The sequence below is a fragment of the Mycobacterium sp. genome (assembly GCF_035697385.1).
In the GTDB taxonomy this organism is placed as follows: Bacteria; Actinomycetota; Actinomycetes; order Mycobacteriales; family Mycobacteriaceae; genus Mycobacterium.
In genome coordinates this window covers 25,370-50,438 of record NZ_DASSCY010000059.1, presented here as the reverse complement: position 1 = coordinate 50,438, position 25,069 = coordinate 25,370, and the positions used below count along the sequence as shown (strand labels likewise).

The 25,069-nt window shown below is 65.6% G+C and carries 30 protein-coding genes; 15 read left to right on the top strand and 15 right to left on the bottom strand.

The window, feature by feature from the left end; all coding sequences use genetic code 11:
• Positions 1-165: DUF3039 domain-containing protein (locus tag VFH65_RS05615; protein ID WP_353320162.1), on the top strand; the 165-nt coding region annotated here is incomplete at its 5' end.
• On the opposite strand, the gene VFH65_RS05610 is transcribed toward VFH65_RS05615, so the two are convergent.
• Complete coding sequence (locus tag VFH65_RS05610; RefSeq protein WP_353320161.1) at positions 155-1,138, bottom strand: YihY/virulence factor BrkB family protein; 984 nt, start codon at positions 1,136-1,138, stop codon at positions 155-157. The genes VFH65_RS05615 and VFH65_RS05610 overlap by 11 nt on opposite strands.
• Positions 1,139-1,200: 62 nt before the next feature.
• Positions 1,201-1,392, bottom strand: a complete 192-nt coding sequence (locus VFH65_RS05605; RefSeq protein WP_353320160.1) for a DUF7455 domain-containing protein — start codon at positions 1,390-1,392, stop codon at positions 1,201-1,203.
• Positions 1,393-1,523: 131 nt separating this feature from the next.
• On the opposite strand from VFH65_RS05605, the gene VFH65_RS05600 reads away from it, so the two are divergent.
• On the top strand, positions 1,524-1,889 hold the full coding sequence (locus VFH65_RS05600; RefSeq protein WP_353320159.1) for a DUF952 domain-containing protein: 366 nt from the start codon (positions 1,524-1,526) through the stop codon (positions 1,887-1,889).
• Here the strand turns inward: VFH65_RS05600 and VFH65_RS05595 are convergent.
• A complete protein-coding gene (locus VFH65_RS05595; RefSeq protein ID WP_353320158.1) occupies positions 1,886-2,254 on the bottom strand; it encodes a RidA family protein in 369 nt (122 codons plus the stop codon). The genes VFH65_RS05600 and VFH65_RS05595 overlap by 4 nt on opposite strands.
• Positions 2,255-2,315: 61 nt before the next feature.
• On the opposite strand from VFH65_RS05595, the gene VFH65_RS05590 reads away from it, so the two are divergent.
• Positions 2,316-3,104: a hypothetical protein gene (locus VFH65_RS05590; protein ID WP_353320157.1), complete on the top strand. Its 789-nt coding sequence runs from the start codon at positions 2,316-2,318 to the stop codon at positions 3,102-3,104.
• Position 3,105: 1 nt separating this feature from the next.
• Here VFH65_RS05590 and VFH65_RS05585 read toward each other — a convergent pair whose 3' ends face one another.
• The 3 genes from VFH65_RS05585 to ppgK form a co-directional block, all read right to left on the bottom strand.
• Positions 3,106-4,200, bottom strand: coding sequence for a methyltransferase (locus VFH65_RS05585; RefSeq protein ID WP_353320156.1), 1,095 nt, complete (start codon positions 4,198-4,200; stop codon positions 3,106-3,108).
• A gap of 6 nt (positions 4,201-4,206) precedes the next feature.
• The gene (locus VFH65_RS05580) at positions 4,207-5,679 is read right to left on the bottom strand and encodes an RNA polymerase sigma factor (protein ID WP_353320155.1); all 1,473 of its coding nucleotides are present in this window, start codon (positions 5,677-5,679) and stop codon (positions 4,207-4,209) included.
• Positions 5,680-5,894: 215 nt separating this feature from the next.
• Positions 5,895-6,704: a polyphosphate--glucose phosphotransferase gene (ppgK, locus tag VFH65_RS05575; RefSeq protein WP_353320154.1), complete on the bottom strand. Its 810-nt coding sequence runs from the start codon at positions 6,702-6,704 to the stop codon at positions 5,895-5,897.
• Between the two features lie 116 nt (positions 6,705-6,820).
• Between ppgK and VFH65_RS05570 the strand changes: the two genes are divergently transcribed.
• Positions 6,821-7,657 (top strand): inositol monophosphatase family protein, encoded by an 837-nt coding sequence (locus VFH65_RS05570; protein WP_353320153.1) that lies wholly within the window; start codon positions 6,821-6,823, stop codon positions 7,655-7,657.
• Positions 7,658-7,692: 35 nt separating this feature from the next.
• Here the strand turns inward: VFH65_RS05570 and cei are convergent, their stop codons facing one another.
• A complete protein-coding gene (cei, locus tag VFH65_RS05565) occupies positions 7,693-8,346 on the bottom strand; it encodes an envelope integrity protein Cei (RefSeq protein WP_353320152.1) in 654 nt (217 codons plus the stop codon).
• Between the two features lie 165 nt (positions 8,347-8,511).
• Here cei and VFH65_RS05560 point away from each other — a divergent pair, with 165 nt between their 5' ends.
• Positions 8,512-8,814, top strand: coding sequence for a DUF4193 domain-containing protein (locus VFH65_RS05560; RefSeq protein WP_024445904.1), 303 nt, complete (start codon positions 8,512-8,514; stop codon positions 8,812-8,814).
• 13 nt (positions 8,815-8,827) lie between these two features.
• On the opposite strand, the gene VFH65_RS05555 is transcribed toward VFH65_RS05560, so the two are convergent.
• Positions 8,828-9,304 carry a DUF3093 domain-containing protein gene (locus tag VFH65_RS05555; protein WP_353320151.1) on the bottom strand — a complete coding sequence of 159 codons (477 nt, stop codon included), beginning with the start codon at positions 9,302-9,304 and terminating at the stop codon, positions 8,828-8,830.
• Between the two features lie 25 nt (positions 9,305-9,329).
• Between VFH65_RS05555 and dut the strand changes: the two genes are divergently transcribed.
• Together dut and VFH65_RS05545 are read left to right on the top strand one after the other, a co-directional pair.
• Entirely contained in the window at positions 9,330-9,794 is a 465-nt protein-coding gene (gene dut, locus VFH65_RS05550) for a dUTP diphosphatase (RefSeq protein ID WP_353320150.1), read from the top strand.
• A 50-nt stretch (positions 9,795-9,844) separates the two neighbouring features.
• Positions 9,845-10,549, top strand: coding sequence for a DUF3710 domain-containing protein (locus VFH65_RS05545; RefSeq protein ID WP_414688365.1), 705 nt, complete (start codon positions 9,845-9,847; stop codon positions 10,547-10,549).
• A 5-nt stretch (positions 10,550-10,554) separates the two neighbouring features.
• Here VFH65_RS05545 and VFH65_RS05540 read toward each other — a convergent pair whose 3' ends face one another.
• Positions 10,555-11,253, bottom strand: coding sequence for a serine aminopeptidase domain-containing protein (locus VFH65_RS05540; RefSeq protein WP_353320148.1), 699 nt, complete (start codon positions 11,251-11,253; stop codon positions 10,555-10,557).
• 135 nt (positions 11,254-11,388) lie between these two features.
• Here VFH65_RS05540 and VFH65_RS05535 point away from each other — a divergent pair, with 135 nt between their 5' ends.
• From VFH65_RS05535 to VFH65_RS05525, 3 genes are read left to right on the top strand one after another with little or no spacing between them, the layout of a single operon-like run.
• Positions 11,389-11,760 carry an OB-fold nucleic acid binding domain-containing protein gene (locus tag VFH65_RS05535; RefSeq protein ID WP_353320147.1) on the top strand — a complete coding sequence of 124 codons (372 nt, stop codon included), beginning with the start codon at positions 11,389-11,391 and terminating at the stop codon, positions 11,758-11,760.
• The gene (locus VFH65_RS05530) at positions 11,757-12,437 is read left to right on the top strand and encodes a DUF3159 domain-containing protein (protein WP_353320146.1); all 681 of its coding nucleotides are present in this window, start codon (positions 11,757-11,759) and stop codon (positions 12,435-12,437) included. Before VFH65_RS05535 ends, VFH65_RS05530 begins: the two co-directional genes overlap by 4 nt.
• A complete protein-coding gene (locus tag VFH65_RS05525; protein WP_353320145.1) occupies positions 12,438-13,877 on the top strand; it encodes an MFS transporter in 1,440 nt (479 codons plus the stop codon).
• Positions 13,878-13,883: 6 nt separating this feature from the next.
• Here the strand turns inward: VFH65_RS05525 and VFH65_RS05520 are convergent, their stop codons facing one another.
• The gene (locus tag VFH65_RS05520; protein WP_353320144.1) at positions 13,884-14,549 is read right to left on the bottom strand and encodes a potassium channel family protein; all 666 of its coding nucleotides are present in this window, start codon (positions 14,547-14,549) and stop codon (positions 13,884-13,886) included.
• The gene (locus tag VFH65_RS05515) at positions 14,546-15,220 is read right to left on the bottom strand and encodes a potassium channel family protein (protein ID WP_353320143.1); all 675 of its coding nucleotides are present in this window, start codon (positions 15,218-15,220) and stop codon (positions 14,546-14,548) included. Before VFH65_RS05515 ends, VFH65_RS05520 begins: the two co-directional genes overlap by 4 nt.
• Before the next feature lie 99 nt (positions 15,221-15,319).
• Between VFH65_RS05515 and VFH65_RS05510 the strand changes: the two genes are divergently transcribed.
• Genes VFH65_RS05510 through VFH65_RS05495 form a run of 4 tightly spaced genes read left to right on the top strand, consistent with a single transcriptional unit; the run spans position 15,320 to position 21,140 of the window.
• Complete coding sequence (locus VFH65_RS05510; protein ID WP_353320142.1) at positions 15,320-17,314, top strand: APC family permease; 1,995 nt, start codon at positions 15,320-15,322, stop codon at positions 17,312-17,314.
• Positions 17,311-18,537: a class I SAM-dependent RNA methyltransferase gene (locus tag VFH65_RS05505; RefSeq protein WP_353320141.1), complete on the top strand. Its 1,227-nt coding sequence runs from the start codon at positions 17,311-17,313 to the stop codon at positions 18,535-18,537. The genes VFH65_RS05510 and VFH65_RS05505 overlap by 4 nt, the downstream gene beginning before the upstream one ends.
• 37 nt (positions 18,538-18,574) lie before the next feature.
• Positions 18,575-20,686 carry a catalase gene (locus VFH65_RS05500; RefSeq protein ID WP_353320140.1) on the top strand — a complete coding sequence of 704 codons (2,112 nt, stop codon included), beginning with the start codon at positions 18,575-18,577 and terminating at the stop codon, positions 20,684-20,686.
• Positions 20,687-20,690: 4 nt separating this feature from the next.
• Positions 20,691-21,140: an SRPBCC family protein gene (locus VFH65_RS05495; RefSeq protein ID WP_353320139.1), complete on the top strand. Its 450-nt coding sequence runs from the start codon at positions 20,691-20,693 to the stop codon at positions 21,138-21,140.
• Here VFH65_RS05495 and VFH65_RS05490 read toward each other — a convergent pair.
• A complete protein-coding gene (locus tag VFH65_RS05490) occupies positions 21,137-21,613 on the bottom strand; it encodes an Lrp/AsnC family transcriptional regulator (RefSeq protein WP_353320138.1) in 477 nt (158 codons plus the stop codon). The two genes, VFH65_RS05495 and VFH65_RS05490, sit on opposite strands and share 4 nt — an antisense overlap.
• Before the next feature lie 166 nt (positions 21,614-21,779).
• On the opposite strand from VFH65_RS05490, the gene VFH65_RS05485 reads away from it, so the two are divergent.
• Positions 21,780-22,274: an MSMEG_6728 family protein gene (locus tag VFH65_RS05485; RefSeq protein WP_353320137.1), complete on the top strand. Its 495-nt coding sequence runs from the start codon at positions 21,780-21,782 to the stop codon at positions 22,272-22,274.
• Here VFH65_RS05485 and VFH65_RS05480 read toward each other — a convergent pair.
• Genes VFH65_RS05480 through VFH65_RS05470 form a run of 3 tightly spaced genes read right to left on the bottom strand, consistent with a single transcriptional unit; the run spans position 22,249 to position 25,069 of the window.
• Positions 22,249-23,514, bottom strand: a complete 1,266-nt coding sequence (locus VFH65_RS05480) for a D-amino acid dehydrogenase (RefSeq protein WP_353320136.1) — start codon at positions 23,512-23,514, stop codon at positions 22,249-22,251. The two genes, VFH65_RS05485 and VFH65_RS05480, sit on opposite strands and share 26 nt — an antisense overlap.
• Complete coding sequence (locus VFH65_RS05475; RefSeq protein WP_353320135.1) at positions 23,511-23,648, bottom strand: hypothetical protein; 138 nt, start codon at positions 23,646-23,648, stop codon at positions 23,511-23,513. The genes VFH65_RS05480 and VFH65_RS05475 overlap by 4 nt, the downstream gene beginning before the upstream one ends.
• On the bottom strand, positions 23,645-25,069 hold the full coding sequence (locus tag VFH65_RS05470) for a sodium:solute symporter family protein (RefSeq protein ID WP_353320134.1): 1,425 nt from the start codon (positions 25,067-25,069) through the stop codon (positions 23,645-23,647). Before VFH65_RS05470 ends, VFH65_RS05475 begins: the two co-directional genes overlap by 4 nt.

The following is a 25,069-nucleotide window of genomic DNA, read 5'->3' as shown; positions in this document are numbered from 1 at the left end:
AAGTTCTTTCACTACGTCAAGAAGGACAGGATCGCTGAAAGTGCGGTGATGGGTACGCACGTCGTCGCGCTGTGTGGCGAGGTGTTCCCGGTGACCAAGGCCGCGAAGCCTGGCTCGCCCGTCTGCCCGGACTGCAAGCGGATCTACGAGAAGCTCAAGACGTAGCGCCGTCTGTCTTCGCGACGGCGGTCGCCGGCTGGGCGGGCGTCTCGCCGTTGAGCGAGTCTGCCTTTTCCTCCAGCCACCACCTCAAGCGGCGCGCATGCGTGTCGGGCGCCGGCCACTCCTCCTGAATCGCGGCGTTCAGCTCCGCGCCCACCATGATCGCGAAGCCCAGGAAGAACGCGAACAACAGGAACGCGATCGGGGTCGCCAGCGCGCCGTAGGTGTAGCCGGTGGCGGTGATCCAGGTCAGATACACGCGCAGGCCGAGTGTGGTGAGCAGAAAGACGACGGCCGCCAGGACGGAGCCCAGGAGCAGCCGATGGGACGGGAGTGGCTTCGGCAGCGAGACCCGGTAAAGGACGTTCACCGCGACCACCAGACCGAGGAACAACGCCGGGTAGTAACCGAAGCGCAGTGCGTTATCCCAGCTGTCAGGGAGAAACTCGGCGATCTTGAGCGGACCCAGCGCGATGAAGGGTGCGGAGGCGATCGCGAGCACCAGCATGACCACGTACAGGCCCAGCGCGTAGAACCGCTGCCGCACCGGGTGACGCAGCGGGGTCTGGTCGTGGGCTTCGGTGATCGAGTCGACGAACGCCGAGATGGCCGAGGAGCCCGCCCACAACGAGATCACAAATCCGACCGAAACCACCTCACCGCGGGCACCCTTGACGATGTCTCGGATCGTCGGCGCGATGATCTCGTTGACGACGTTGGGGGAGAAGAAGCTGTTCGCCGTATTGATGATCTGATTCTCGATCGTCGGCAGCGTCTCCGGACCGAACAGCGGCGCCACGTAGGCGAGACTGCCCAGCATTCCCAGCAGCAGCGGCGGCAGCGACAGCGCGCACCAGAACGCAGCCTGTGCAGATTCGGAGAAGATCGAATCGTCCCAGCTTTTCGACATCGTGCGACGCAAGAGGTGCAAAACGTGGTGACGCGATGGCTTAACCGGTGCCGGCTGGTCCTTCATGACCAGTCCAGCATTACTGACAATCGGCAGTACTGCCCACAATCGCGGCGTACCAGGCGGTACTAGGCGTCAACCGGGCTGATTTCGATCACGGCGGCGAGTTCGATCAGCTTGGCCTCGTGCTCGTTCGCGTGGTGCTGGCAGAACAGCAGTTCGGCGCCAGACGGCAGCTTCGCGCGTACCCGGGCAGCGGCACCGCAGCGATCGCAGCGGTCAGCCCTGGTGAGTTCGGGACTGGTCAACGTTGCGTTCATTGGCTCCTCCGTTACCTCCGGCGTTGTTCTACTGTCTCAGACGCTTTGGGTTCCGGCCTTGTTCCCCGGGGGTTTACCGGTGTGTCGTGTCTCACGATTGCGCCGGGTTGCCGGCACGGCAGGCTGGCGGTATGACCTCCCCGAGTGCGCTGGTGCACCTCTGTAGTGCCGACGAGTGGCGGCTGGCCCAGGTCCGTGGCGAGCATCGGCCCGATTCCCTGGACGCAAACGGCTTCGTGCATCTGTCGACACCTGAGCAGGTACATCTACCGGCCAACCGGCTCTACGCCGGCCGCGCCGATCTGGTGCTGCTGCGCATCGATCCTGCATGCCTGACCTCTGAAGTCCGTTGGGAGCCGGGGGTCGCCACTGATCCCGATTCGATGGTGTTCCCACATCTGTACGGACCATTGCCCGCGGCGGCTGTGACAAGCGTCACGCCGTACCGGCCCGGTGCCGACGGTCGCTTCACGCCGCTGGAAAAGGAATGCGGCTAAGCCTCGTGGTAGGCATCCGCCTCGATCTCGATCAGCAGCTCGGGTGAGATAAGGGCGGACACCTCCACCATGGTCGTGACCGGAGCGATGTCGCCGAACACCTCGGCGTGCACCGCGCCGACGTCCCGCCACAGCGAGATGTCGGTGACGTACATGCGCGTACGCACCACGTCTGACATTGACGCGCCAACCTTGTTCAGCGCAACCTCGATGCGCCGCAGCGCTTCCCGCGTCTGTTCGACGATGCCGTCGCCCGATCCGGTGGTCCCGGCGACCACGATCTGGGCGCCCGTTCGCACTGCCCTCGAATAGCCGACTGTCGACTCATATACCGAGCCGGTTGACACTCTGCGGCGCTGGGTCATCACTACAAAATAGGGCCCGACTGTTACGTGCTGAGCATCGGAGTCTCTACACTGACCCATCGTGGGCATTCTGGTTGGCTTCGCGCCGTGGATCGTTTATTGGGTGCTTGTCGGCAACGTTCCCTTCACGCTTGCCGCGGTGATCGCGCTGGTGATCGCCGTGGCCGCGTTGGTGGTCGGGCGGGTCACCGGTAAGCCGGCGCGCATCATCGAAATCGGGGCTGCTGCAACCTTTTTGGTGCTCATAGTTCTTTCGTTCTCGCTGAGTGCTTCGTTCGTGGAGCGCTGGACACTGCCGCTGAGCAACGCGGGGATCTTCTTGGCCGTGCTTGCCGGTGCGCTGATCGGCAAGCCGTTCGTGCGTGAATTCGCCGAATCGGAGCAATCCGCCGAGGTGATCAAGAGTGAGCCGTTCGGCCCGACCACCGCGTTGGTGACGTGGATCTGGGTAGCCACGTTCGCCGCCATGACGGTGTCGTCGGCGATCCCGCCAATCGTCGCTGCGGACGCCACGATCCTGGACAGGGGCAATCCGCTGTCGTTCGTGTGCTCATGGGCCATTCCGTTCACCCTGCTCGGCGGCGCGGCGATCGCGTCGCGCATGCTGGTGGACCGGATGGTCGCCGAAGCCACAAGTCCGCATACGGTCCGCCGCACCACGTTCTTGGCCTTCCGCGAACTCGAGATCGATCAGCTCTATTACCTCGCCCAGCAGAAAGCCGAACGCGAAGTCGGCGCCGGCATGGAACCGTACGAAGTCAAGATCGGCAGTCAGGGAGTTCCCTTGACGGGCGACGAATCTCGAGAGTCATGGCCCGCGACGTACAAGGTGCGCGAGCGACGGCATTAGCTCAGGCGGGTGTCGCCTCGATGATCGACACCGCGGTCGCGGTCTCGACGACGCGGTTCAACCGGAAGCCCGCGCGCCGCAGAAGGCTCGTCCACTCGGCGCGGGTGCGCTCCTTGCCGCCCACCGCGACGAGCATCTCTAGGTCGATGAGCATACCGATGTCTGACGAAGATCGTTCCGGCAGAACACTTTCCAGCAACAGCAGCTTGCCGTCGGACGCGATCGCGGTGCGCACGTGGCCCAGGATCTTCGCCGCGTCGTCGTCGTTCCAGTCGTGAATGATCGCCTTCATGATGTATGCGTCGCCGCCGTCGGGCACCGATTCGAAGAACGACCCGCCGACGACCTGACAGCGATCCGCAACGCCGGCCCTCTTCAACTCCGGCCCGGCACCCTCGACCACGACAGGTAGGTCGTAGAGCACGCCGCTGGTGTTCGGTGCCTTGCCCAGGATCATCGACAGCAGTCGGCCGTGGCCGCCGCCGACGTCGATGATCGTGCGGTAGGCGCTGAAGTCGTAACTCGCGAGCACCGCATAGATCGCGAACTCACTGCCGGCCGTCATCGCGTTGTTGAAGGACTCGGCCAGTTCGGGGTTGTCGTCGAGGTACTCGAAGAACGGCTTGCCGCGCAGCTTGACCACGGCGGGCTCGCCCGTCCGTACCGAATACAACAGGTTGCCCCAGTCCTCCCAACGCAGCGGGTGGCCGATGAACAATGCCATGTCGCTAAGTGAGCCGGGTATGCCGGTGCGCAGTGCCTTGCCGATCGAGGTCAGCGTGAACGTGCCGTCCCGGCGATGGCGGAGCACACCCCTGGACGCCAGCGCGCGCATCAGCCGGTACACCGCATCCGGATGGGCACCGACGCGGTGGGCGACCTCGTTGGCCGGCAGCGGACCGTCGGCCAGCACGTCGGGGATGCCCAGCTTGACCGCCACGTACACCATTTGTGTGATCCAGCCGCCGGTCAGCAGCTCCAGCAAGTTGATGCCGCCCGGCGCGAGTGAGCGGTGCGCCCGCTGCAGGCCAGCGCGTGCCGTGTTGATCGCGCGAACAAACGCCAGCGGCGGGATCCTCGGTGGCTTCTCAGGCATGGCCTGTTAGTCGAGGTAGTCGCGCAGAACCTGAGAACGGCTGGGGTGGCGCAACTTTGACATCGTCTTCGACTCGATCTGCCGGATGCGCTCGCGGGTCACGCCGTACACCTGGCCAATCTCGTCGAGGGTGCGGGGCTGGCCGTCGGTCAGGCCGAAGCGCAGCCGCACCACACCGGCTTCACGTTCGGACAACGTCTCCAGCACCGACTGCAACTGGTCCTGCAGCAGTGTGAAGCTCACCGCATCGACAGCCACAACGGCCTCGGAGTCCTCGATGAAATCGCCGAGCTGCGAATCGCCCTCGTCGCCGATGGTCTGGTCCAGCGAGATCGGCTCACGCGCGTACTGCTGGATCTCCAGCACCTTCTCCGGCGTGATGTCCATTTCCTTGGCAAGCTCTTCCGGCGTGGGCTCGCGGCCCAGGTCCTGAAGCAGCTCACGCTGGATGCGACCGAGCTTGTTGATCACCTCGACCATATGCACCGGGATGCGGATGGTGCGCGCCTGATCGGCCATCGCTCGGGTGATGGCCTGCCGGATCCACCACGTCGCGTAGGTGGAGAACTTGTAACCCTTGGTGTAGTCGAACTTTTCGACCGCACGGATCAGACCCAGGTTGCCTTCCTGGATCAGGTCGAGGAAGGCCATGCCGCGGCCGGTGTAGCGCTTGGCCAGCGACACGACGAGCCGCAGATTCGCTTCAAGAAGATGATTCTTCGCACGGTCGCCGTCGCGGCAGATCCAAGACATGTCGCGCCGCTGGGCGGCTGGCAGCTTCTCGCCCTTCTCGGCGAACTCGGCCATCAGCTGCGTCGCGTAGAGCCCAGCCTCGATGCGCTTGGCGAGCTCGACTTCTTCCTCCGCGTTGAGCAGAGCGACCTTGCCGATCTGCTTGAGGTAGGCCCGGACGGAGTCGGCCGACGCGGTGAGCTCAGCGTCCTTGCGGGCCTGCCGCAGTGCCTCGGATTCCTCCTCGTCCCAGACGAAGTCGCCGGAAGCCTTGTCCTTCTCGGACGGCTCGGCGATCTCCTCGTCATCGGCGGCCGGTGCCGGCTCGACGACTGCCGCTGTGGGCTCGGCCGCGGCGGGTTCGTCATCGGCGACTTCGAGATCTTCCAGATCGATGTCGGTCTCTTCGACCTCGAGGTCCTCGCCGGGCTCGGCCTCGAGGTCGTCGGTGGTCTCGAGCTCGTCGCCCGTCGCGCCCTCGGCCGTGGTGTCCGGTTCGGCCCCGGTGGCTTTCTTCGCGCGGCCGCGGGTGGCGGGAGCATCGTCGGTCTTGGCCTTCGGGGCCCGCGACTTGGCTGCGGCGGGCTTAGCGCCGGTGGCCTTGGCCGCGGCCGTCTTCGTTGCCCGCTTGGGGGCCGTCGATCCGTTGGCGGTTTTCGCCGCCGGGGAAGCCTTTTTGGCGGGGGTCTTGGTAGCGGTGCGCTTCACCGGCTCATCGGTCGCCGGGCGTGCCTTTGTCGCTGCCACGTACACCCTTTCGTCTTGCAATTTTTCGTGGCTGGACCCACCGCGTAAGCGTGGGGGACCTTGTGCACCATCGAAAAAAGTCGGTTATGTCGAATATTGGCGGTTGAACTCGCCGCTATTCGGTATGCGGCCGCCGTCGACCATTGTAACGACAGTGTGAGGTAGCGCCGCCCTGAGCGGCAAATTCGACCGTCAATGCGGCGAGCCGCAGGTGGCTACTTTGCAGTAGCGGTGACGTCGACGTCGGCGGCCATCGCCGCACCGACGATCCCTGCGGTGTTCTGCAGGGCCGCCCCCACCACCGGCGTGCGGTTCTTGAGCAGCGGAATCCACTTGTCGGCTTTACGGCTGATCCCGCCGCCCGCGATGAACAGATCCGGCCAGATCGCGTTCTCGACGGCTACCAGCACGCGGGTGACCTCCTCGGTCCACCGTTCGTAGCTCCAGCCCTTTTTCTCCTTGATCGACGAGGCGGCCCGGTGTTCGGCCTCCTTGCCGCCGACCTCGAGGTGGCCGAACTCGGTGTTCGGTAGCAGCACACCGTTGTGGATCACCGCCGAACCGATGCCGGTGCCGAAGGTCAGCAACACGATGACGCCGGTGTTGTCCTTGCCTGCGCCGAATTTCTCCTCGGCAAGGCCCGCGGCGTCGGCGTCGTTGAGCACGGTCACCGGTTGCCCGTCGAGCGCCGAGGCGAACACGTCCCTGGCGTTGACCCCGATCCATCGTTTGTCGACATTGGCCGCCGTGTGAACGATTCCGTCGGTCACCACGCCGGGGTAGGTGACGCCCAGCTTCTCGGTCCACCCGAACTCCTTGACGACCGCGGCGATGGTCTTGGCGACCGCGTCCGGGGTCGCCGGCTGCGGGGTGGCGAGCTTGAACCGTTCACCGATCAGAAGGCCGGTGTCGAGGTCGACGATGCCGCCCTTGACGCCGCTTCCACCCACGTCGATCCCGAAGCCACGGCGCGCAGGGCCGCCGTTCGTGTTCGGAGCGGCGGCGGGTGAATCGGTGGCGGTCATGAGCGCTCCTCTGAGGGGCGGGCAAAGTGCGACGCGCCCCACACCTTAGTAGCTCGGGAAAACTCATGCGCGGCTGTCGCGCAACCGGTTAGCGATATGTGTGTTGCGATGGAACCGTGACGGAAAACGACACCGATCCTGTCCTTTTGCGCTCGGTCGCGGAGGCACTGGCAACAGAGGCTGCCGAATTCGTCCGGCGGCGCCGTATCGAGGTTTTCGGCGATCCCCAGCCAAACGTCGCTCCGGAGGTGCGGGCCAAGAGCACGCCGACCGACCCTGTCACCGTCGTCGACACCGAGACCGAACGCCTACTTCGCGACAGGCTGGCCGAACTGCGGCCCGGTGAACACATCCTCGGCGAGGAGGAGGGCGGCTCTGCAGCCCTTGACGACGGGCTGACCTGGGTCCTGGATCCCATCGACGGCACGGTCAACTTCGTCTACGGGATCGAGACCTACGCCGTTTCGGTGGCGGTGCAGCGCGGCGGCGCGTCACTGGCGGGCGCGGTTGCCAACGTGCCCACTGGCGCCGTGTACTCGGCCGCGCTGGGGCACGGCGCATCTCTGCGGCGCGCCGGTGTGACAACGCCGCTGCGGGTCAACACCGTCGGCGAGTTGTCAATGTCGTTGGTAGGAACCGGTTTTTCCTACGCTCCGGATCAGCGGACCCGGCAGGCCGAGATCCTCGCCAGATTGCTGCCCGTCGTGCGTGACGTCCGCCGGATCGGCTCGTGCGCGCTCGATCTGTGCATGGTGGCCGCCGGGGGACTCGACGCGTACTACGAGGACGGCGTGCACGTCTGGGACTGGGCCGCAGGCGCGCTTATCGCCGCGGAGGCCGGCGCGACGCTGCTGTTGCCGCCGGCCGATGACAGAGCCGGATTGGTGGTTGCGGCCGCGCCGGGCGTCGCCGAGCCGCTAGTCGCGGAGTTGCGCCGATACGGTGTTGTCTAGGTCGCGAAACCGCTTTCGCCCCAAGGAGATACGAGCTAGCAGGAGCCGGTGTGGATCTTCTTGAGCAGTTCCGAGTCGGCGGGCTGCGTCGCGTCTGGCCGCAAACTGGTGAGGACAGCATCGATGTCCTCGTTGACGGTCAGCTCACTGAATTCGGTGCCGATGGCCAGGTCCACGGTGTCGTCGCTGCGTTGGTCCTGGAAAAGTTCGGTGCACGGCGCCACCAGCCAGACGGCCGCGGCGGCGGCGCGTCCGGACGGCCCGAACCGGATCTGGCCCTGGCACTCCAGGCGGGTGTTGACGTACACGGTGTCGTTCGCCGCGGCCGGTTCGGCGAAGCCAAGGTCACGTAGTTCGCCGGCGATCTCGGCGGCTTGGCCGCCCTGTCCGCTGGCGTTGAGAACCCTGATCTTGGTGTCGGCGAGCCGGGCCGGTGTGACCTCGGTCATGGTGGAGCGCGATACTTGCTCGCCGAGTGCCGGTGGATCGCTGGGGTTGGCCGCTGGCGGCGGCGGGTTACAGACCGCGGCCTCCTGCACATCGACAGGGCGGGACAGGGCGACGACCCAGACCAACATCGTCACCACCGACAGTGCGACGAACAGCAGAATCCCAGGCAGGAAATTACGCCGACGGAAGGGGCGACCGTGCTTGTCGAACGCGGTGCCGTCTGTGATTTGCGCTACCACGCCTGCACTCTAAGGCCCCGGTCGCTGGGGCGCTTACCGCCGCACCAGCCCCGGTGTGACGTAAATCACAGTGGAACGCGTGTCAATACGGGCACGAATCATTTGGGGAATGCGTTCGACGCTGGTACAAAGCTCTGCTGCAAGGTTTATGGAGGGGACATGGCTATGGCTACCGATTACGACGCCCCACGGCGCACTGAGACCGACGACGTTTCCGAGGATTCGCTCGAGGAACTGAAGGCACGGCGCAACGAGGCCCAGTCGGCAGTCGTTGACGTCGACGAATCTGAGTCTGCTGAGTCCTTCGAACTCCCTGGCGCCGATCTATCCGGCGAGGAACTGTCGGTGCGGGTCATCCCGAAGCAGGCCGACGAGTTCACCTGCTCGAGCTGCTTCCTTGTGCACCACCGCAGCCGGCTGGCCAGCGAGAAGAACGGCGTGATGATCTGCACGGACTGCGCGGCCTGACGGCGTAGGTGCCCTAAGTGCGCAGCGCGGCCAGTACACGGTCGGGATGGCGGCAGCTCACCAGCCAGTACGGCGTCGGATCGTCGGGATCGTCGAGAACCAGGAGAACCATTGGGCCGATCCAGGCCCGGTGCACGACGTAGGCCGCGGGGTCGAGTTGGCGGCCAAGAGCCGCCGACTTGGCCGACCGGGGCACCTCCGCCGACCGGGAAATCACGGTGACCGGCAGGTGCGCAGCGCCGACCCACAGTTCGGCCTCGCCGGATCCACCCACCACGCGGAGTTCGGTCTTGCCGAGCCACAGCAGCACCGTGACGGCGACCGGCAGCAGCAGGGCGAACGGCAGCCAATTCGGTAGGGCGCCAACGCCCTGGTTCACCTCGAGCGCGATCAACGCGGCAAGCCCCAGCCCGGGCGGCCACCACCACCACGGCACCCACAACCGTTCGCGGTAGCGCACGGTTTGCGACGTGGCGCGCGTGTCGGACACGGGGCCAAGAGTAATCTGTGACGTCGTGTCCACCTCTCTTGCGGTCGTGCGCCTGGATCGCGATTTACCGATGCCCAGCCGGGCCCATGACGGCGACGCGGGCGTCGACCTGTTCAGCGCGCTCGACGTGACGCTGGCGCCCGGCCAGCGGGCGCTGGTGCCGACCGGAATAGCCGTGGCCATCCCGCACGGGATGGTTGGCCTGGTCCACCCGCGCTCGGGTTTGGCTGCGCGCGTGGGACTTTCGATCGTCAACAGCCCCGGCACAATCGATGCCGGCTACCGCGGCGAGATCAAGGTGGCACTGATCAACCTCGACCCGCAGGAGCCCATCGTGGTGCACCGCGGCGACCGAATCGCTCAGCTGCTGGTACAGCGGGTCGAGTTGCCCGAGCTGGTCGAGGTGACATCGTTCGACGAGGCCGGCTTGGCCGATACAACCCGTGGTGATGGCGGCCACGGTTCCTCCGGCGGACATGCGAGTTTGTGATGGCATTCGGAAAAAACAAGAGCAGCGACGACGACCGCGAGGACCTCACCATGTCCCCGGATGACGGGGACGACCTCGACGGTCCGTTCGACGTCGACGACTTCGACGACCCGTCGGTGGCGGCCGTCGGCCGGTTGGATCTGGGTTCGGTGCTGATTCCGATGCCCGAGGCCGGGCAGGTCTCTGTCGAGGTGTCCGAGACGGGCGTGCCCAACGCGGTCTGGGTGATGACGCCCAACGGCCGATTCACCATTGCCGCTTACGCCGCACCGAAGACCGCGGGCCTGTGGCGCGAAGTTGCCGGCGAGCTGGCCGATTCGCTGCGCAAGGACGTCGCCAAGGTCAGCATCGAGGACGGTCCGTGGGGCCGTGAGGTGGTCGGCTTGGCCGCAGACCAGGGGCAGGGTGTCGCCGTGGTGCGGTTCATCGGCGTCGACGGCTACCGCTGGATGATCCGCTGCGTGGTCAACGGTCCTCAGGAGAACGTCGAAGCGTTGGCGGCCGAGGCGCGAAATGCGTTGGCCGACACCGTAGTTCGTCGCGGTGACACGCCGATGCCGGTTCGCACGCCACTGGCAGTGCAATTGCCTGAGCCGATGGCTGCCCAACTACGTGCGGCGGCGGAGCAGGCAGCGCAGCAGGCCCAGCAGGCCGCGCAGGCAGGCGGACAGGAGCCGCCACCGGCGCAGCCCGTCGCGCGCCGCAGTGCGCAGGGATCGGCCATGCAACAGCTCCGGACGATCACCGGCGGTTAGGCGCGTCAGGCGTCGTCCAACGCCGCCAAACACGCCGCGCCCAGCACCGAGGGGTCGGCACCCATTTCGTCGAGAGTGACCGTGCGCAGTGCGGCCCGCGGCGCCGCCGATGCCCACTCGATGCCGACCTCCACCGGGTGCACCGGGTCGTCGGTGGCGGCCGCCACTCCCATCGGGACCGTAAGGCCTTCCAGTTCGCTGCACGTCGGCGCGACATATTGCGATGCCTCATCCATGGCGTCGGGCAACGACGGCCATTGGCCCACCCACGACCTGGTCAGCTCGTCGGCCAGCCACGCAGGACTCGAGGCGCGCATCGCAGCGGTGGCTGCCACCAGCCCGTCGCGTCGCAACGCATGTGCCGAGTGGCGCGCCGCATGGGCGGCGGGCGCGGTGTCCGGTGCGCCCGTCCATGCGGGCAGTGCGGCCATCACGGCGACCACGTGCCCGGGATGGGCGAGCGCCCAAGCGGTTGCGACAGCGGCGCCGATGGAGACCCCGCCGACCGCGATCGGCTCGGCGCGCGCGGCGTTGTCCAGCGCGTCCCGGTAGCCGTCGATGAGCCGATCCGGGCGCGGCGGCGGCGTCACGACAACCGCGCCAACAGCGTGCAGAGAGGCAGAAAACGCCCGGTAGACGTAGTCGTCGTCGGATCCGGTGCCAGGCAGCAGAACCGTCGTCACACCGCGCAGATTGACCGCCATCAGATGATCGTGCCCGGTGCCGCAAGTCGCCGGCGCGTCGAGGTACGCCCCGCGTGGCAGATCGGAACCAAGAGGTCTACCGTGGCGTTGGATTGGGTAGATCCATGGTGGATCTGCGGAAGGTCAGGAGAGGCCATGGCTACGGCCGAAGGGTATCTGCGCCGGCTCACCCGCCGGCTGACGGAAGACCCGGAGCAACTCGACGTTCAAGAGCTCAGCGACGAAGCCGCCAACACCGGCGCCCAAAAGGCGATCGACTGTCGACGCGGTCAAGAAGTGACAATGGTCGGCACCCTTCGCAGCGTCGAATGCAACGGCAAAGGCTGCGCGGGCGGCGTCAAGGCCGAACTGTTCGACGGCACCGATTCTGTGATGCTTGTCTGGCTCGGACAGCGCCGCATCCCCGGCATCGAGTCGGGCCGCACGCTCAAGGTGCACGGCCGTATCGGCAAGCTCGATAGTGGCGCCAAAGCCATGTACAACCCGCATTACGAGATTCAGAAGTGAGTTCCCCCGGACCTGAACCGGGGAAGCAGACCAAAGCGCATGCCGTCCTCGACCAGATGGGCGGCATCAGCGGTCTGATCTATTCGTCCTTGCCTGTGGTGGCGTTCGTTCCGGTGTCGTCGGCGTTCGGGCTGCAGGCCGCGATCGCTGCGGCGCTCGGTGTGGCGGCGATCATCCTGGTGTGGCGGCTGATCCGCCGCGAATCGACCCAGCCTGCGATCTCCGGATTCATGGGCGTCGGCGTGTGTGCGCTGATCGCCTATGTGATGGGGGAGTCGAAAGGCTACTTCCTGCTTGGCATTTGGTCGTCGCTGCTGTGGGCGTCCGTATTCGCGGTCTCGGTGCTGATCCGCCGTCCAGTGGTCGGCTACGTCTGGGGCTGGGTCAACGGTCATGACCGCGGCTGGCGCAAGGTGCGTCGCGCCGTACTGGCCTTCGACATCGCGACCGTCTTCTGGGTGCTGGTGTTCGCGTCGCGGTTCGTCGTCCAACATCACCTCTACGACGCCGACCAGACGGGAATGCTTGGCGTCGCCCGCATCGCGATGGGCTGGCCGCTGACCGCCGTCGCCGCGCTGGTGACGTATCTGGCGATCCGGGCGGCTCAGCGCGCCATCCACGCGCACGACGGTCCTGCTGTGAAGTCGGAGCCCGAGGACGCGGTCCAGGAATCCTGATTGAAGTCCCGGGCCCGGGTTTCGGACCGACCGCTGATCGTGGTCGCGGTTCTCGCCTCGTTCGTGGCGTTTCTCGACGGTTCGGTGGTCAACTTGGCGTTGCCCGCGATCGGGCTCGAGTTCGGTGGTGGTCTGGCGCTGCAGCAGTGGGTGGTGGACGGGTACCTGCTGACGCTGGGCGCGCTGATCCTTGTCGCAGGCGCCATCTCGGATCAGTTCGGCCGGCTGTCGGTGCTGCGGATGGGTCTTGTCGTCTTCGCCGTGTCGTCAGTGCTGTGCGCAGTGGCGCCCAGCGGCTGGGTGCTGATCGCCGCCCGTTGCCTGCAGGGCGTGGGCGCGGCCTTCCTGGTGCCCAGCTCGCTGGCGATGATCAACTCCCGGTTCTCCGGTGCCGACCAGGCCCGTGCCATCGGCACGTGGACGGCGTGGACGGGTACCGCGTTCGTGTTCGGGCCGCTGCTGGGCGGCGTGCTGGTGGACGTACTGAACTGGCGCTGGATCTTCGGGGTCAACATCGTGCCGCTGGCCGTCACGCTCTACTTCACGACGAAGCTGTCCACCGACGAGTTCGCCGCTGACCGCTCTGCACGCATTGACTTCGTCGGGGCGGCGCTGAACGCCGTCGGCCTCACCGGTGCGGTGTACGCGTTGATCGAAGGCCAGCGGCTCGGCTTCGGTCATCCCGCGGTGGTGGCCACACTCGCGGTCGGACTGGTCTGCCTCGTCGTGTTCCCGTGGTGGGAGCGCCGCACGCCGCACCCGATGATGCCGCCCCACATCTTCGCGGCCCGCAATTTCGCGGTCGGCAACCTGGCCACGGTGTTCCTCTACGCCGCGGTGTCGCTCGGAATTCTGATCGCCGCGCTGTTCCTGCAGGAGACCGCGGGCCTTTCGGCTACGCAGGCGGGCCTGGCCACCCTGCCGATCCCTGTACTGTCGTTCTTCCTGGCGCGACGATTCGGCACCCTCGCAGGGCGGCACGGCCCGCGCCTGTATATGGCGGCCGGTCCGCTGATCGCGGCGCTTGGGTACCTGTGGATGGCGGCGGCGCGGGAACCGTTCGATTTCTGGTCGCAGATGCTGCCCGGCCTTGTGGTGTTCGGCCTGGGACTGTCGGTCACGGTGTCGCCGCTGACCGCCGCGATCCTCGCCGCGGTCGACCCCGCGCAGAGCGGCATCGGATCGGCGATCAACAACGCGGTGTCCAGGATCGCCGGTCTGATCGCGGTGGCGTTCACCGGTGTGATCATTGGCGGCGCAGTCGATTTCGCCGGTTTCCGGCAGGGCGCGATGGTGACAGCCGGCCTGTTCGCGGTGGCCGGGCTGATTTCGGCGGTGGGGATTCGCAACGAGCAGTGTGACTTCGACCGTGTGTCACCGGAGTCGGCGGCGGGTTGCCAGGACCGGGCGGCAGCGCCGCCGGCATACGTGAGGCGTTGACGAGCCTCAGCGTGACTCGGGGTGCAGTAACAGCTCCCGCAGCTCGTCCTCGACCTCAGCGACGACGACGAACAGCAACTCGTCGCCGCCCTCGAGAGGCTCATCGGATTCGGGCACGATCACCCTCGGGCCGCGCAAGATCGTCACCAACGTGGCGTCGCGGGGCAGATCGAGGCGTTTGACCGGTCTGCCGCCCCACGGTGTGTCGTCGGGCAGCGTGATCTCGACCAGGTTCGCCTGTCCCTTGCGGAACTCCATCAGCCGCACCAGATCACCGACAGCGACGGCCTCCTCGACGAGGGAAGCCAGCATGCGCGGCGTCGAAACCGCCACGTCGACACCCCAGCTCTCGTCGAACAGCCACTCGTTGCGCGGATCGTTGACGCGGGCCACCACGCGCGGCACGGCGAACTCCGTCTTGGCGAGCAGGCTGACCACCACGTTGACCTTGTCGTCGCCGGTCGCGGCGATTACCACGTCGAACTCATGGAGCTGCACCGATTCCAGCAGGGTCAGTTCGCAGGCGTCGCCGAGGCGCCACTGGGCGGCGGGAATGGCGTCGACGTCGATGTGATCGGGATTACGTTCCAGCAGCGTGACGTCGTGGCTGTCGACGAGCTCGCGGGCGATGGATCGGCCAACGGCGCCGGCCCCAGCGATCGCGACTTTCACTGGGCCTCCACGTCCTCGCTGGGCGGCAGCGCCGCAATGGCCAGTGCTTCGGCTATGTGCCCGGCGATCGCGGCCATGTACACCTGGTCGCCGGACTGGATGACCGTCTTCGGGTCGGGCAGCAGGCCGGCGCCGAAGCGGATGAGGAAGGCAACACGTGCGCCGGTGGCCGATTCGAGGGCGGTGATCCGGTGGCCCATCCAGCCTTCGTGCAGCGCCAGTTCGGTCACGCCGACGTTGCCGGTCGGGTCGCGCCATTTGGTGGTCTCGGTTTCGCGGGTGAGCACGTTGAGCAGCCGGTCGGTGGTCCACGGCACGGTGGCAACGGTCGGGATGCCCAGCCGCTCGTACACCGCGGCGCGCTTGGCGTCGTAGATGCGCGCGACCACTCGCTCGACGCCGAATGTCTCGCGGGCCACCCTGGCCGAAATGATGTTGGAGTTGTCGCCCGACGACACCGCCGCAAACGCGCCGGCCTCCTCGATTCCGGCCCGCAGCAGCACATCACGATCGAAGCCCATGCCGAGGACGCGCTCGCCGGAGAACTCGGGTGAGAGCCGGTGAAAAGCGGTGCTGTCGCGGTCGATCACGGCAACGTCGTGACCGATTCGGGCCAGGCTGTCCGATAGCGACGCGCCCACTCGGCCGCATCCCATCACCACTACTCGCACCTGACGGTCCTTCCCGGCCGAAGCCTGAAAAAGCTGTCTTCGCAACCCGCGCACTCGGAACGCTACAGCCAATCGCTCCTGCGCTTACTCTTGGCTCTCGTGTCCAAGCTTTCGACCGCCGCGCGGCGGTTGGTACTCGGCCGTCCGTTCCGCAGCGACAAGCTCGCGCACACGCTGCTGCCCAAGCGGATCGCCCTGCCGGTGTTCGCATCCGATGCGCTGTCGTCGGTGGCTTACGCGCCGGAGGAGATCTTCCTGGTGCTGTCGATCGCGGGTATGACCGCGATCACAATGGCCCCGTGGATCGGGCTCGCGGTGTCGATCGTCATGTTGATCGTCATCGCCAGTTACCGGCAGAACGTGCACGCCTATCCGTCGGGGGGCGGCGATTACGAGGTGGTCACCACCAACCTCGGGCATACCGCCGGCCTGACGGTGGCCAGCGCCCTGCTGGTGGACTACATCCTGACCGTCGCGGTGTCGATGGCGTCGGCGATGTCGAACATCGGGTCGGCGGTGCCGTTCATCGGTGAGCACAAGGTGTTGTTCGCGGTCACCGCGATTCTCATCCTGGCGTCGTTGAATCTGCGAGGCATCCGGGAGTCGGGCACCGCGTTCGCGATTCCCACCTATGCGTTCATGATCGGTATGTACCTCATGTTGGTCTGGGGATTGATCCAGATCTATCTGCTCGGTGAGCCGCTGCGAGCCGAATCGGCCGCGTTCGAGATGCACTCCGAGCACGGCGATGTGCTGGGATTCGCCTTGGTGTTCCTGATCGCACGGGCGTTCTCGTCGGGCAGCGCGGCACTCACCGGTGTCGAGGCGATCAGCAACGGGGTGCCCGCGTTCCGAAAGCCGAAGTCCCGCAATGCCGCAACCACCCTTGCTCTGCTGGGTCTGATAGCGATCACGTTGTTCATGGGCATGATCCTGCTGGCCGAGGAGACCGGCGTGAAGATTGCCGAGCATCCCGAACATCAGCTGATCGGAGCGCCTGCCGACTACCAGCAGAAGACGCTGGTCGCTCAGCTCGCCGAGACAATCTTTGCAGGCTTTCCGCTCGGGTTGTTGATCATCACCAGTGTCACCGCGCTGATCCTGGTGTTGGCGGCCAACACGGCATTCAATGGATTTCCTGTACTGGGGTCGATTCTGGCCCAGGATCGCTTCCTCCCGCGCCAGCTGCACACCCGCGGTGACCGGCTGGCGTTTTCCAACGGCATCCTGTTCCTCGCGTTCGCGGCGATCGCATTCATCGTGGCATTCCGGGCCGAGGTCACCGCGCTGATCCAGCTCTACATCGTCGGCGTGTTCGTGTCATTCACGCTGAGCCAGATCGGCATGGTCCGGCACTGGACCCGACTGTTACGCACAGAAACCGACAACGCCGCGCGGCGCAAGATGATGCGCTCTCGGGTGATCAACACGATCGGCTGCATCTGCACAGGGGCCGTGCTGGTCGTGGTGGTCGTGACGAAATTCCTTGTGGGAGCGTGGATCGCGATCCTGGCGATGGGCAGCCTGTTCGTCATCATGAAGCTGATCCGCAAGCACTACGACACCGTTGCGCGCGAGCTCGAGGAACAGGAAGCGCAAAACGAAGACATCGTCTTGCCGAGCCGCAACCATGCCATCGTGCTGGTGTCGAAGATGCACCTGCCGACGTTGCGCGCGTTGGCGTACGCCAGGGCCACCCGTCCCGACGTGCTGGAAGCGATCACCGTCAGCGTCGACGACGGCGAGACCCGCGAGCTGGTGCACAAATGGGAGGACAGTGATATCACCGTGCCGCTCAAGGTGATTGCCTCGCCGTATCGGGAGATCACCCGCCCGGTGCTCGACTACGTCAAACGCGTCAGCAGGGAGTCGCCGCGCACGGTCGTCACGGTGTTCATCCCCGAGTATGTCGTGGGGCACTGGTGGGAACAGGTGTTGCACAACCAGAGTGCGCTGCGGCTCAAGGGGCGGCTGTTGTTCGAGCCCAACGTCATGGTGACATCTGTTCCGTGGCAATTGAATTCGTCGGAGCGGCTGAAGACGCTGCAGCCGCAGTCGGCTCCCGGCGATATACGCAGAGGCTTCATGGAGTGAGTGAACAATTAACCGACCAGCCGCCGTTGCCGACGGACCTGACGTTGACGGTGGGACCGCCGGCCAACGGCGGCAGTTGTGTGGCGCGCCACGACGGCCGGGTGGTGTTCGTGCGGTACGCGTTGCCGGGGGAGACCGTCAAGGTTCGCATCGTCGCCGACCACGGATCGTACTGGCACGCTGATGTTGTCGAGGTGATCGAACCGTCCGCGGACCGCGTCGACCCGCTGTGCCCGATCGCCGGCGTTGACGGCGCGGGATGTTGCGATCTGGCCTTCGCTGCGCCTGATGCCACACGAGGTCTGAAGGGCGCCGTCGTTGCCAACCAACTGTCAAGGCTGGGCGGCTACCACTGGCGTGACGAGGAGGAGGCGGCGGCCGAGCCGGTCGGAGGGGGCAGTGCGACGGGCTGGCGGACCCGGGTGCGGCTGGACACCTCGAGTGAGGGCCGGGTGGGATTTCACCGCTATCACAGCGCCGAATTGGTCACCGACCTGGAGTGCGCCCAGCTGCCTGCGGGCATGCTCGACGGACTGCAGGACCGGACGTGGCCCCCGGGGGCACAGCTGCACGTGGCGCTTGACGACGACGGCGACCGGCATGTCGTGCAGTCCGGGCCGCGAGTCGGGCGCAAGACGTCGACGCAGGTGGTCGAGGGGGGCTACGAGGCTGTGCAGCGGGTCGGGAACCGGGTCTGGCGGGTGCCGGTGACCGCGTTCTGGCAGGCGCACCGTGACGCGGCACGGGTCTACAGCGAGCTTGTGGCCGGCTGGGCGCAGCTGGATGCGGGGATGACGGCGTGGGACTTGTACGGCGGCGCGGGTGTTTTCGCCGCCGTGCTGGCCGAGGAGGTCGGAGAGACCGGCAGGGTGGTCACTGTCGACACGTCGCGCGGCGCGTCACGATCGGCGCGGGCGGCGCTGGCCGACCTCGGCTGGGTTTCGGTGGTCACGGACTCCGTGCGCCGCGCGTTGGCCGCCGAGCGTCAGCGCGCAGACGTCGCGGTGCTCGACCCGCCGCGGGCCGGGGCGGGCCGCGAGATCATCGATCAGCTGGCCGCCGCCGACGTGCCGCGCGTCGTCCACATCGGTTGTGAGGCAGCATCATTCGCGCGTGACGTCGGGTTATACCGTGGGCACGGCTACCAGGTCGAAGATCTGCGCGTGTTCGACTCGTTCCCGCTGACGCACCACGTGGAATGCGTCGCAGTGCTCACCCGCTGAGCAGTTTGTTCCGTCGCGCTCTGGGTACCCGAGCGCCATGGCGGATAAGAATGTTGAAGATGCCAAGCAGCAGCAGCTGGACGGTTCGCGGGTCAGCCGCGAGACCGGGTTTCTGACCACTCAGCAGGGTGTCCGGGTCGACCACACCGACGACGCTCTGACCGTGGGCGAACGCGGCCCCACCCTGTTGGAGGACTTCCACGCCCGGGAAAAGATCACCCACTTCGACCACGAGCGAATCCCCGAGCGGGTGGTACACGCCAGAGGCGCGGGCGCATACGGGTACTTCGAGCCATACGACGACTCGCTGGCCGAGTACACCGTCGCGAAGTTTCTGACCACCCCTGGCAAGCAGACGCCGGTGTTCGTGCGGTTTTCGACGGTTGCCGGCTCGCGCGGTTCGGCCGACACAGTGCGTGACGTGCGCGGCTTCGCCACGAAGCTCTACACCGACCAGGGCAACTACGACTTGGTGGGGAACAACTTTCCGGTGTTCTTCATCCAGGACGGCATCAAGTTTCCCGACTTCGTGCACGCGGTCAAACCCGAGCCGCACAACGAGATCCCTCAGGCCGCCTCGGCCCACGACACGTTATGGGATTTCGTGTCCCTGCAGCCGGAGACGCTGCACGCGATCATGTGGCTGATGTCTGACCGCGCGCTGCCGCGCAGCTATCGGACGATGCAGGGCTTTGGCGTGCACACGTTCCGCTTCGTCAACGCCAGCGGTGAAGGGACGTTCGTCAAGTTCCACTGGAAGCCCAAGCTGGGTGTGCACTCCCTTGTGTGGGATGAGGCGCAGAAGATCGCAGGCAAGGACCCGGATTTCAATCGGCGCGACCTGTGGGACTGCATCGACGCGGGCCAGTTTCCGGAGTGGGAGCTCGGCGTTCAATTGGTGCCGCAGAGCGACGAGTTCACATTCGCATTCGATCTGCTCGATGCGACCAAAATCATTCCGGAAGAACAGGTCCCGGTGCGCCCGGTCGGCAGGATGGTGCTCAACCGCAACCCCGACAACTTCTTCGCCGAGACAGAGCAGGTGGCGTTCCACACCGCCAACGTCGTGCCCGGCATCGACTTCACCAACGATCCATTGCTGCAGTTCCGCAACTTCTCGTATCTGGACACACAGCTGATCCGACTGGGCGGACCCAACTTCGCGCAACTGCCGGTGAACCGGCCGCTCGCCGATGTGAGGAACAACCAGCAGGACGGCTTCAGCCAGCACGCGATCCCCCAAGGGAAGTCCAGCTACTTCAAGAACACCATGGGTGGGGGATGTCCGGCGCTGGCCGACGAAGACGTGTACCGGCACTACACCGAGAAGGTCGACGGACACAAGATCCGTCAGCGCGCCAAGAGTTTTCAGGACTACTACAGCCAAGCGCGGATGTTCTGGAAGAGCATGTCGCCGGTAGAGGCCAAGCACATCGTCGCCGCGTTCGCGTTCGAATTGGGCAAGGTGGAACTGCCTGACATACGCAAGCGGGCAGTCGAACAGCTCAATCGAATCGACAACGAGCTGGCCAGCCAGGTCGCCGCGAAATTGGGCTTACCCGAACCGGCCGCGGAGCCCGTCGACGACAAGATGCCCGAGTCACCGGCGTTGTCGCAGATGAACACCGCGACCGATAGCATCGCGACTCGCAAGATCGCCGTTTTGGCGGCCAACGGCGTCGATGCGAAAGGCGTCGAGAAGCTCAAGCGTGCGCTAGAACGGCAGGGCGCGATCGTGGAGGTGCTGGCGCCCGTCGCAGGCGGGACGCTGTCCGGTGGATCGGGCGGCGAGGTCGCCGTCGACCGGGCCTTCACCACCATGGCGTCGGTGTTGTACGACGCGGTGGTCGTACCGTGCGGCCCGGACTCGGTGGAGACGCTGTCAAAGGACGGGTACGCAACGCATTTCATCGTCGAGGCCTACAAACATTTCAAGGCCGTCGGAGCATTCGGATCCGGAGTCGACCTGCTGCGCAAAGTGGGCATAACGGAGCGGCTCGCAGACCACACCGACGTGGTCGTCTCCAACGGGGTGGTGTCGACTGCGGCGGCCGCCGATGACCTCACCGATGAGTTCTCACAGGCCTTCGCCTCGGCGCTGGCGCAGCATCGAGCATGGGACCGCGAGTGCGATCCGGTGCCTGCCTAGTTCCATGGCGCCGGTGGATGTCAACGTCGAGACCGTCATTGCGCGGCCACGCGATGTCGTAGCCGCTTATGCCGCCGATCCGGACAACGCTACGGCGTGGTACGTCAACATCAAGTCTGTCGAGTGGAAGACGCCTCGACCGCTCACCGTCGGTTCCCAGTTCACCTTCACTGCAGCGTTTTTGGGCAGGAAGTTGACCTACACGTATGAGGTCGTGGAGTTCGTCCCCGCCCGGCGGTTCGTCATGCGGACGGCCGAGGGGCCGTTCCCGATGGAGACCACATATGAGTGGGATGAGGCCGAACCGGATTCCACCCGGATGAGGCTGCGCAACCGCGGCGAGCCATCAGGGTTCTCCGGTGTCGCGGCGCCGATGATGGCTGTGGCGATGAAGCGCGCGAACATGAAGGACCTGAAGCGGCTTAAGGCGATTCTCGAATCGCAAGGCGGCTAGCGTGTACCCCAGTTGTATTGCTGTTTCACCGTTTTGAGATAGACCAGCGTTTCGGCTTGATAGACGTCGGGCAGTGATCGGATCTCCGTGTTGAGCACGTTGAGCAGATGCGCATCGTCCTCGCACACCACTTCCACGATCAGATCGAATCTGCCGGCGGTAAGCACGACGTAGTTGATGACGTCGATTGTTGCCAGCTTTTCGGCCGTCGCTGTGCTGTCTCCCGTACAGCAGATCCCGACCATCGCTTCGCGGCCGAAGCCGAGCTGCCTGGGATCGGTGACGGCGACGATCTGCATCATCCCGCTTTCGACCAGCCGGTGCACGCGTTGGCGCACCGTTGCCTCGGAGATCCCCACGGAATCGGCGATCGCGGAGTACGACCGGCGGCCGTCCTCCTGAAGGGCGTCGATGATGGCCTTGGACACACGGTCCAGCGGCGGCTTTGAAGGCGAAGTGGCGGAGTGAGCCATGGCCTGGATTGTGCTCCAGCGGGCGCCGATCAGGATGTCAAAACGATCAAACTAGTTTGCTCCAATCTGACGACGCTGCCGACTTCGGTGCGTTGAGCCAGCCAGATACCGGGTAGAGGTGTACTGGGAGCCTTACTGAATCACGCGCGTGGGAAGGCGGGGTGAAATGCAAACATTCCTGCCCTATGCCGGATTCATCGAGTCGGCACGGGTGCTCGACAAACGCCGACTCGGCAAGCAGCGGGTCGAGACCATTCAGATTCTCCGTGCGTTGACGGTGCCCGGCTACGGCTGGCGCCACCACCCGGCGGCGGCAATGTGGGCCGGGTACGAAGAGGCGCTGGTCCGGTACGGGCTTGACATGTGTTCGGTCTGGTGTGGCCTCGGCAACGCCGACACCTGTGCAGTCACGCTGATTGCCGATCTGACGCACGGGACCGGATGCACGGCAGCACGTACACAGAAGGAACTCGCGGGCGCCGGTGAGGTGCCGCCATGGCTCGGCGATGCAGCGTTTCACCGAAGCCATCAATCGGCGCTCCTGCGCAAGGCCCCGGCGCACTACCGGCGGTTCTTCCCAGGCGTGCCAGATGATCTGCCCTACTTGTGGCCCGCATCAGACAGAGAGCGACGGGTTACCCGCGGTGCCGGCGACGGGTGACCGGTGCGTAGGGCGTGGGATCGATGTCGGGCAGACGCCCCTCGATGAGGTCGGCGAGCATCCGCGCCGAGCCGCACGCCATCGTCCATCCGACATGCCCGTGCCCGGTGTTGTAGTACAGGTTGTCGTGGCGGCCGAGCCCGATCAGCGGCGGACCGTCCGGGGTCATCGGGCGCAGTCCGGTGCGGTACCGCGCACTGTCCCAATCGACTGCACCAGGAAATAGCTCTTCGGCGGCCTCGCTGATTCCGGCATAGTCAGCTGGTGTCGAGCTACGGTCGTAGCCAACGAATTCCGCGGTGGCCGACATTCGGATATCGGTGCCGAATCGCGACCATGCGACCAGGGATCGCTCGTCGATTCCGCCGACATTCGGTGCACGATCAGGGTCCTTCACGGCCGCCGTCAGTGTGTATCCCTTGGCCGGGTAGACCGGAATCCGCACGCCCATGGTCCGGGTCAGCAGTGAGCTAGCCGCGCCGGCGGCCAATACGACGGCGTCCGAACTGATGTGACCGTCGGACGTGCTGATCTCGGTGACGCTCGACCCGTCTGTTGTCAGTCCCGTGATCGGCGTCGACATGTGAAACTTCACACCGAGGGTGCGGCAGGTCTCGGCCAGGGCGACGGCGAACCGTTGTGGGTCGCCGGTGGCGTCGGAGGTGTCATGGATCGCGCCTGCGAAACGTGCCTTGCTGTGGCGCAGCGCAGGCTCGACGGCGGTGAGCTGGTCCGCATCGAGAATTGACTGGTGCCGTCCATGCTCGCGCAGGAGTGTCGAATTGCGTTCAGCAACACGAAGTTCGGATTCATCGCGGTAGAGATAGAGCACGCCGCTGCCGGTATGCCAGAACTGCAGGCCCTCCCGAAGCGCGAGTTCGTCCGTGAGCCGCTGGCTGTATCGTGCGAGTGCGAGTTTGGCCAGCGTGTTTGCCCGCGAGCGCGACGGCGTGCACTCCCGCAAGAACCTCAATCCCCACCAAATCAGGTCGGCGTCCGCGCGGGGTTTCACCTTGATCGACGTGTCGGCGCCGAGCAGCGACCGCAGCAACATCCGCGGCGCGGTCGGTGATGCCCAAGCGTAGGAGTGGCCGGGTGCGATCAGCCCGGCGGTGCTGGCGCTCGTATCGGAGGCAACGTCGGAGCGGCGGTCGTAGACGTGCACTTCGTGACCGCGTTCGGCTAGTTGGTGCGCCGTTGCCACCCCAACCACGCCGGCTCCGATGACGGCTATCTTCACGTTGTCGGATCCGCGTCATTAGCGTTGTCTCGCAGCACTTCCTGGACATAGAAGCGCCAGCCGAGGAAGCCGACCCACAAAGTGACGGCGATGACGGCACTCGGAACTCCGTAGAAGAGCAGGTTGGCGATCATGCGAGTTCTCCTTGGGGGACAAGTGCCGGCTGCCGGCGGGGTGGATATCGGTTTGCCGTGGCGGTCGCAACGATGCTGAAGACCAGCAAGTTGGCCAGCACGCCGGGGATGAGCCCGTCATCGAGACCGAACGGTGCGGGAAGGACCCATTGCCATACCGCGGTGACAACCGCACCCGCGGCGATTCCCGACAGTGCCGCAGGCGCAGAGCGGATTCCGAACAGAACGGCGGCGAAGAGTGGGACGATGATCGTCGGCGCCCAGAGCGTATAGCTGTAGAGCAACGCATCGACGATGGTGGGCACACTCAGCGCGAATACCGTTGCCGCGGCCCCGACGATCACGCTGGTGGCGCGTTCAATGGCCAGTCGGCGGGCGGCCGGTACGGGTGTCGGGCGCAACGGCTGATAGATGTCCTTTGTCAACACGACGGCAGTGGAGTTGAGATACGAACTGGCCGTTGACATCACGACCGCGAGCAGAGCTGCGATGACCAGACCCAGGACACCGATGGGCATCAGATTCATGACGACGGTCGGCAGCGCTTGGTCGGTTTCGATGTTCGGATAGAGCACGAGCGCGATGAGCCCGAGCGTTGCCGAGACGAAGTAGAAGGCGAACGAGAAGAAGCCCGCCATCGTGAAACCTAGCCGGGCGTGCCGGGAGTCGGGAGTGGAGAAGGTGCGCTGCGCGTACGGCGGCACCAACGTTTCCCCGAGCAGCAGGGCGCAGAACAGTGTGAGGAACTGCAGCGGCGTGTAGTCGCCCATCACCGTGAGGTGCGCCGCAGGCACCTGGTCGATCAGGTTGCTTGGGCCGCCGACCGCGTCCAGACCGATCAACAGGGCGACCGGCAACAAGACACCGAGGAACACGAACTGAAGCATGTCGGTCTGGATTACGGCCCATGCGCCGCCGAACGACGAGTACAGCACGACGACCCCCATGCCGATGAGTACCGCGGGCACAGTCGGAACATCGAGCGTCGCGTTGACGACCGTGCCGATCGCCAACGCCTGTGCGCCAAGGATTCCCGCGCACAGGGCGAGCGACAGCACGCCGGTCACGATGCGCGCCGGCTTGCCGTAATGCTCGTGCATGACGTCACCCAACGTGTGCGCGCCGACGTAGTTCTTCAGCCGGGGTGCGACGAACAGGCCAACGAGAACCGTCTGTATGCCGAACGCGCAGAACGCGAACATGTAGACGTATCCGTCGCGCATCGTGGCACCGGCGACGCCGATCGATGCGCCACCGCCGAGGAAGGCGGCGGCAAGGCTGCCGAAGAACACCGGCCAGACGATTCGGTTGCCGGCGACGGCGAAGTCGTCGGGATTCTTCACGCGCCGCATGGTCTGCACGCCGATGAGGATCAGGAGGGCGAAGTAGCCCGCGAGCAGAATCCAGTCCAGAGCTGCCAT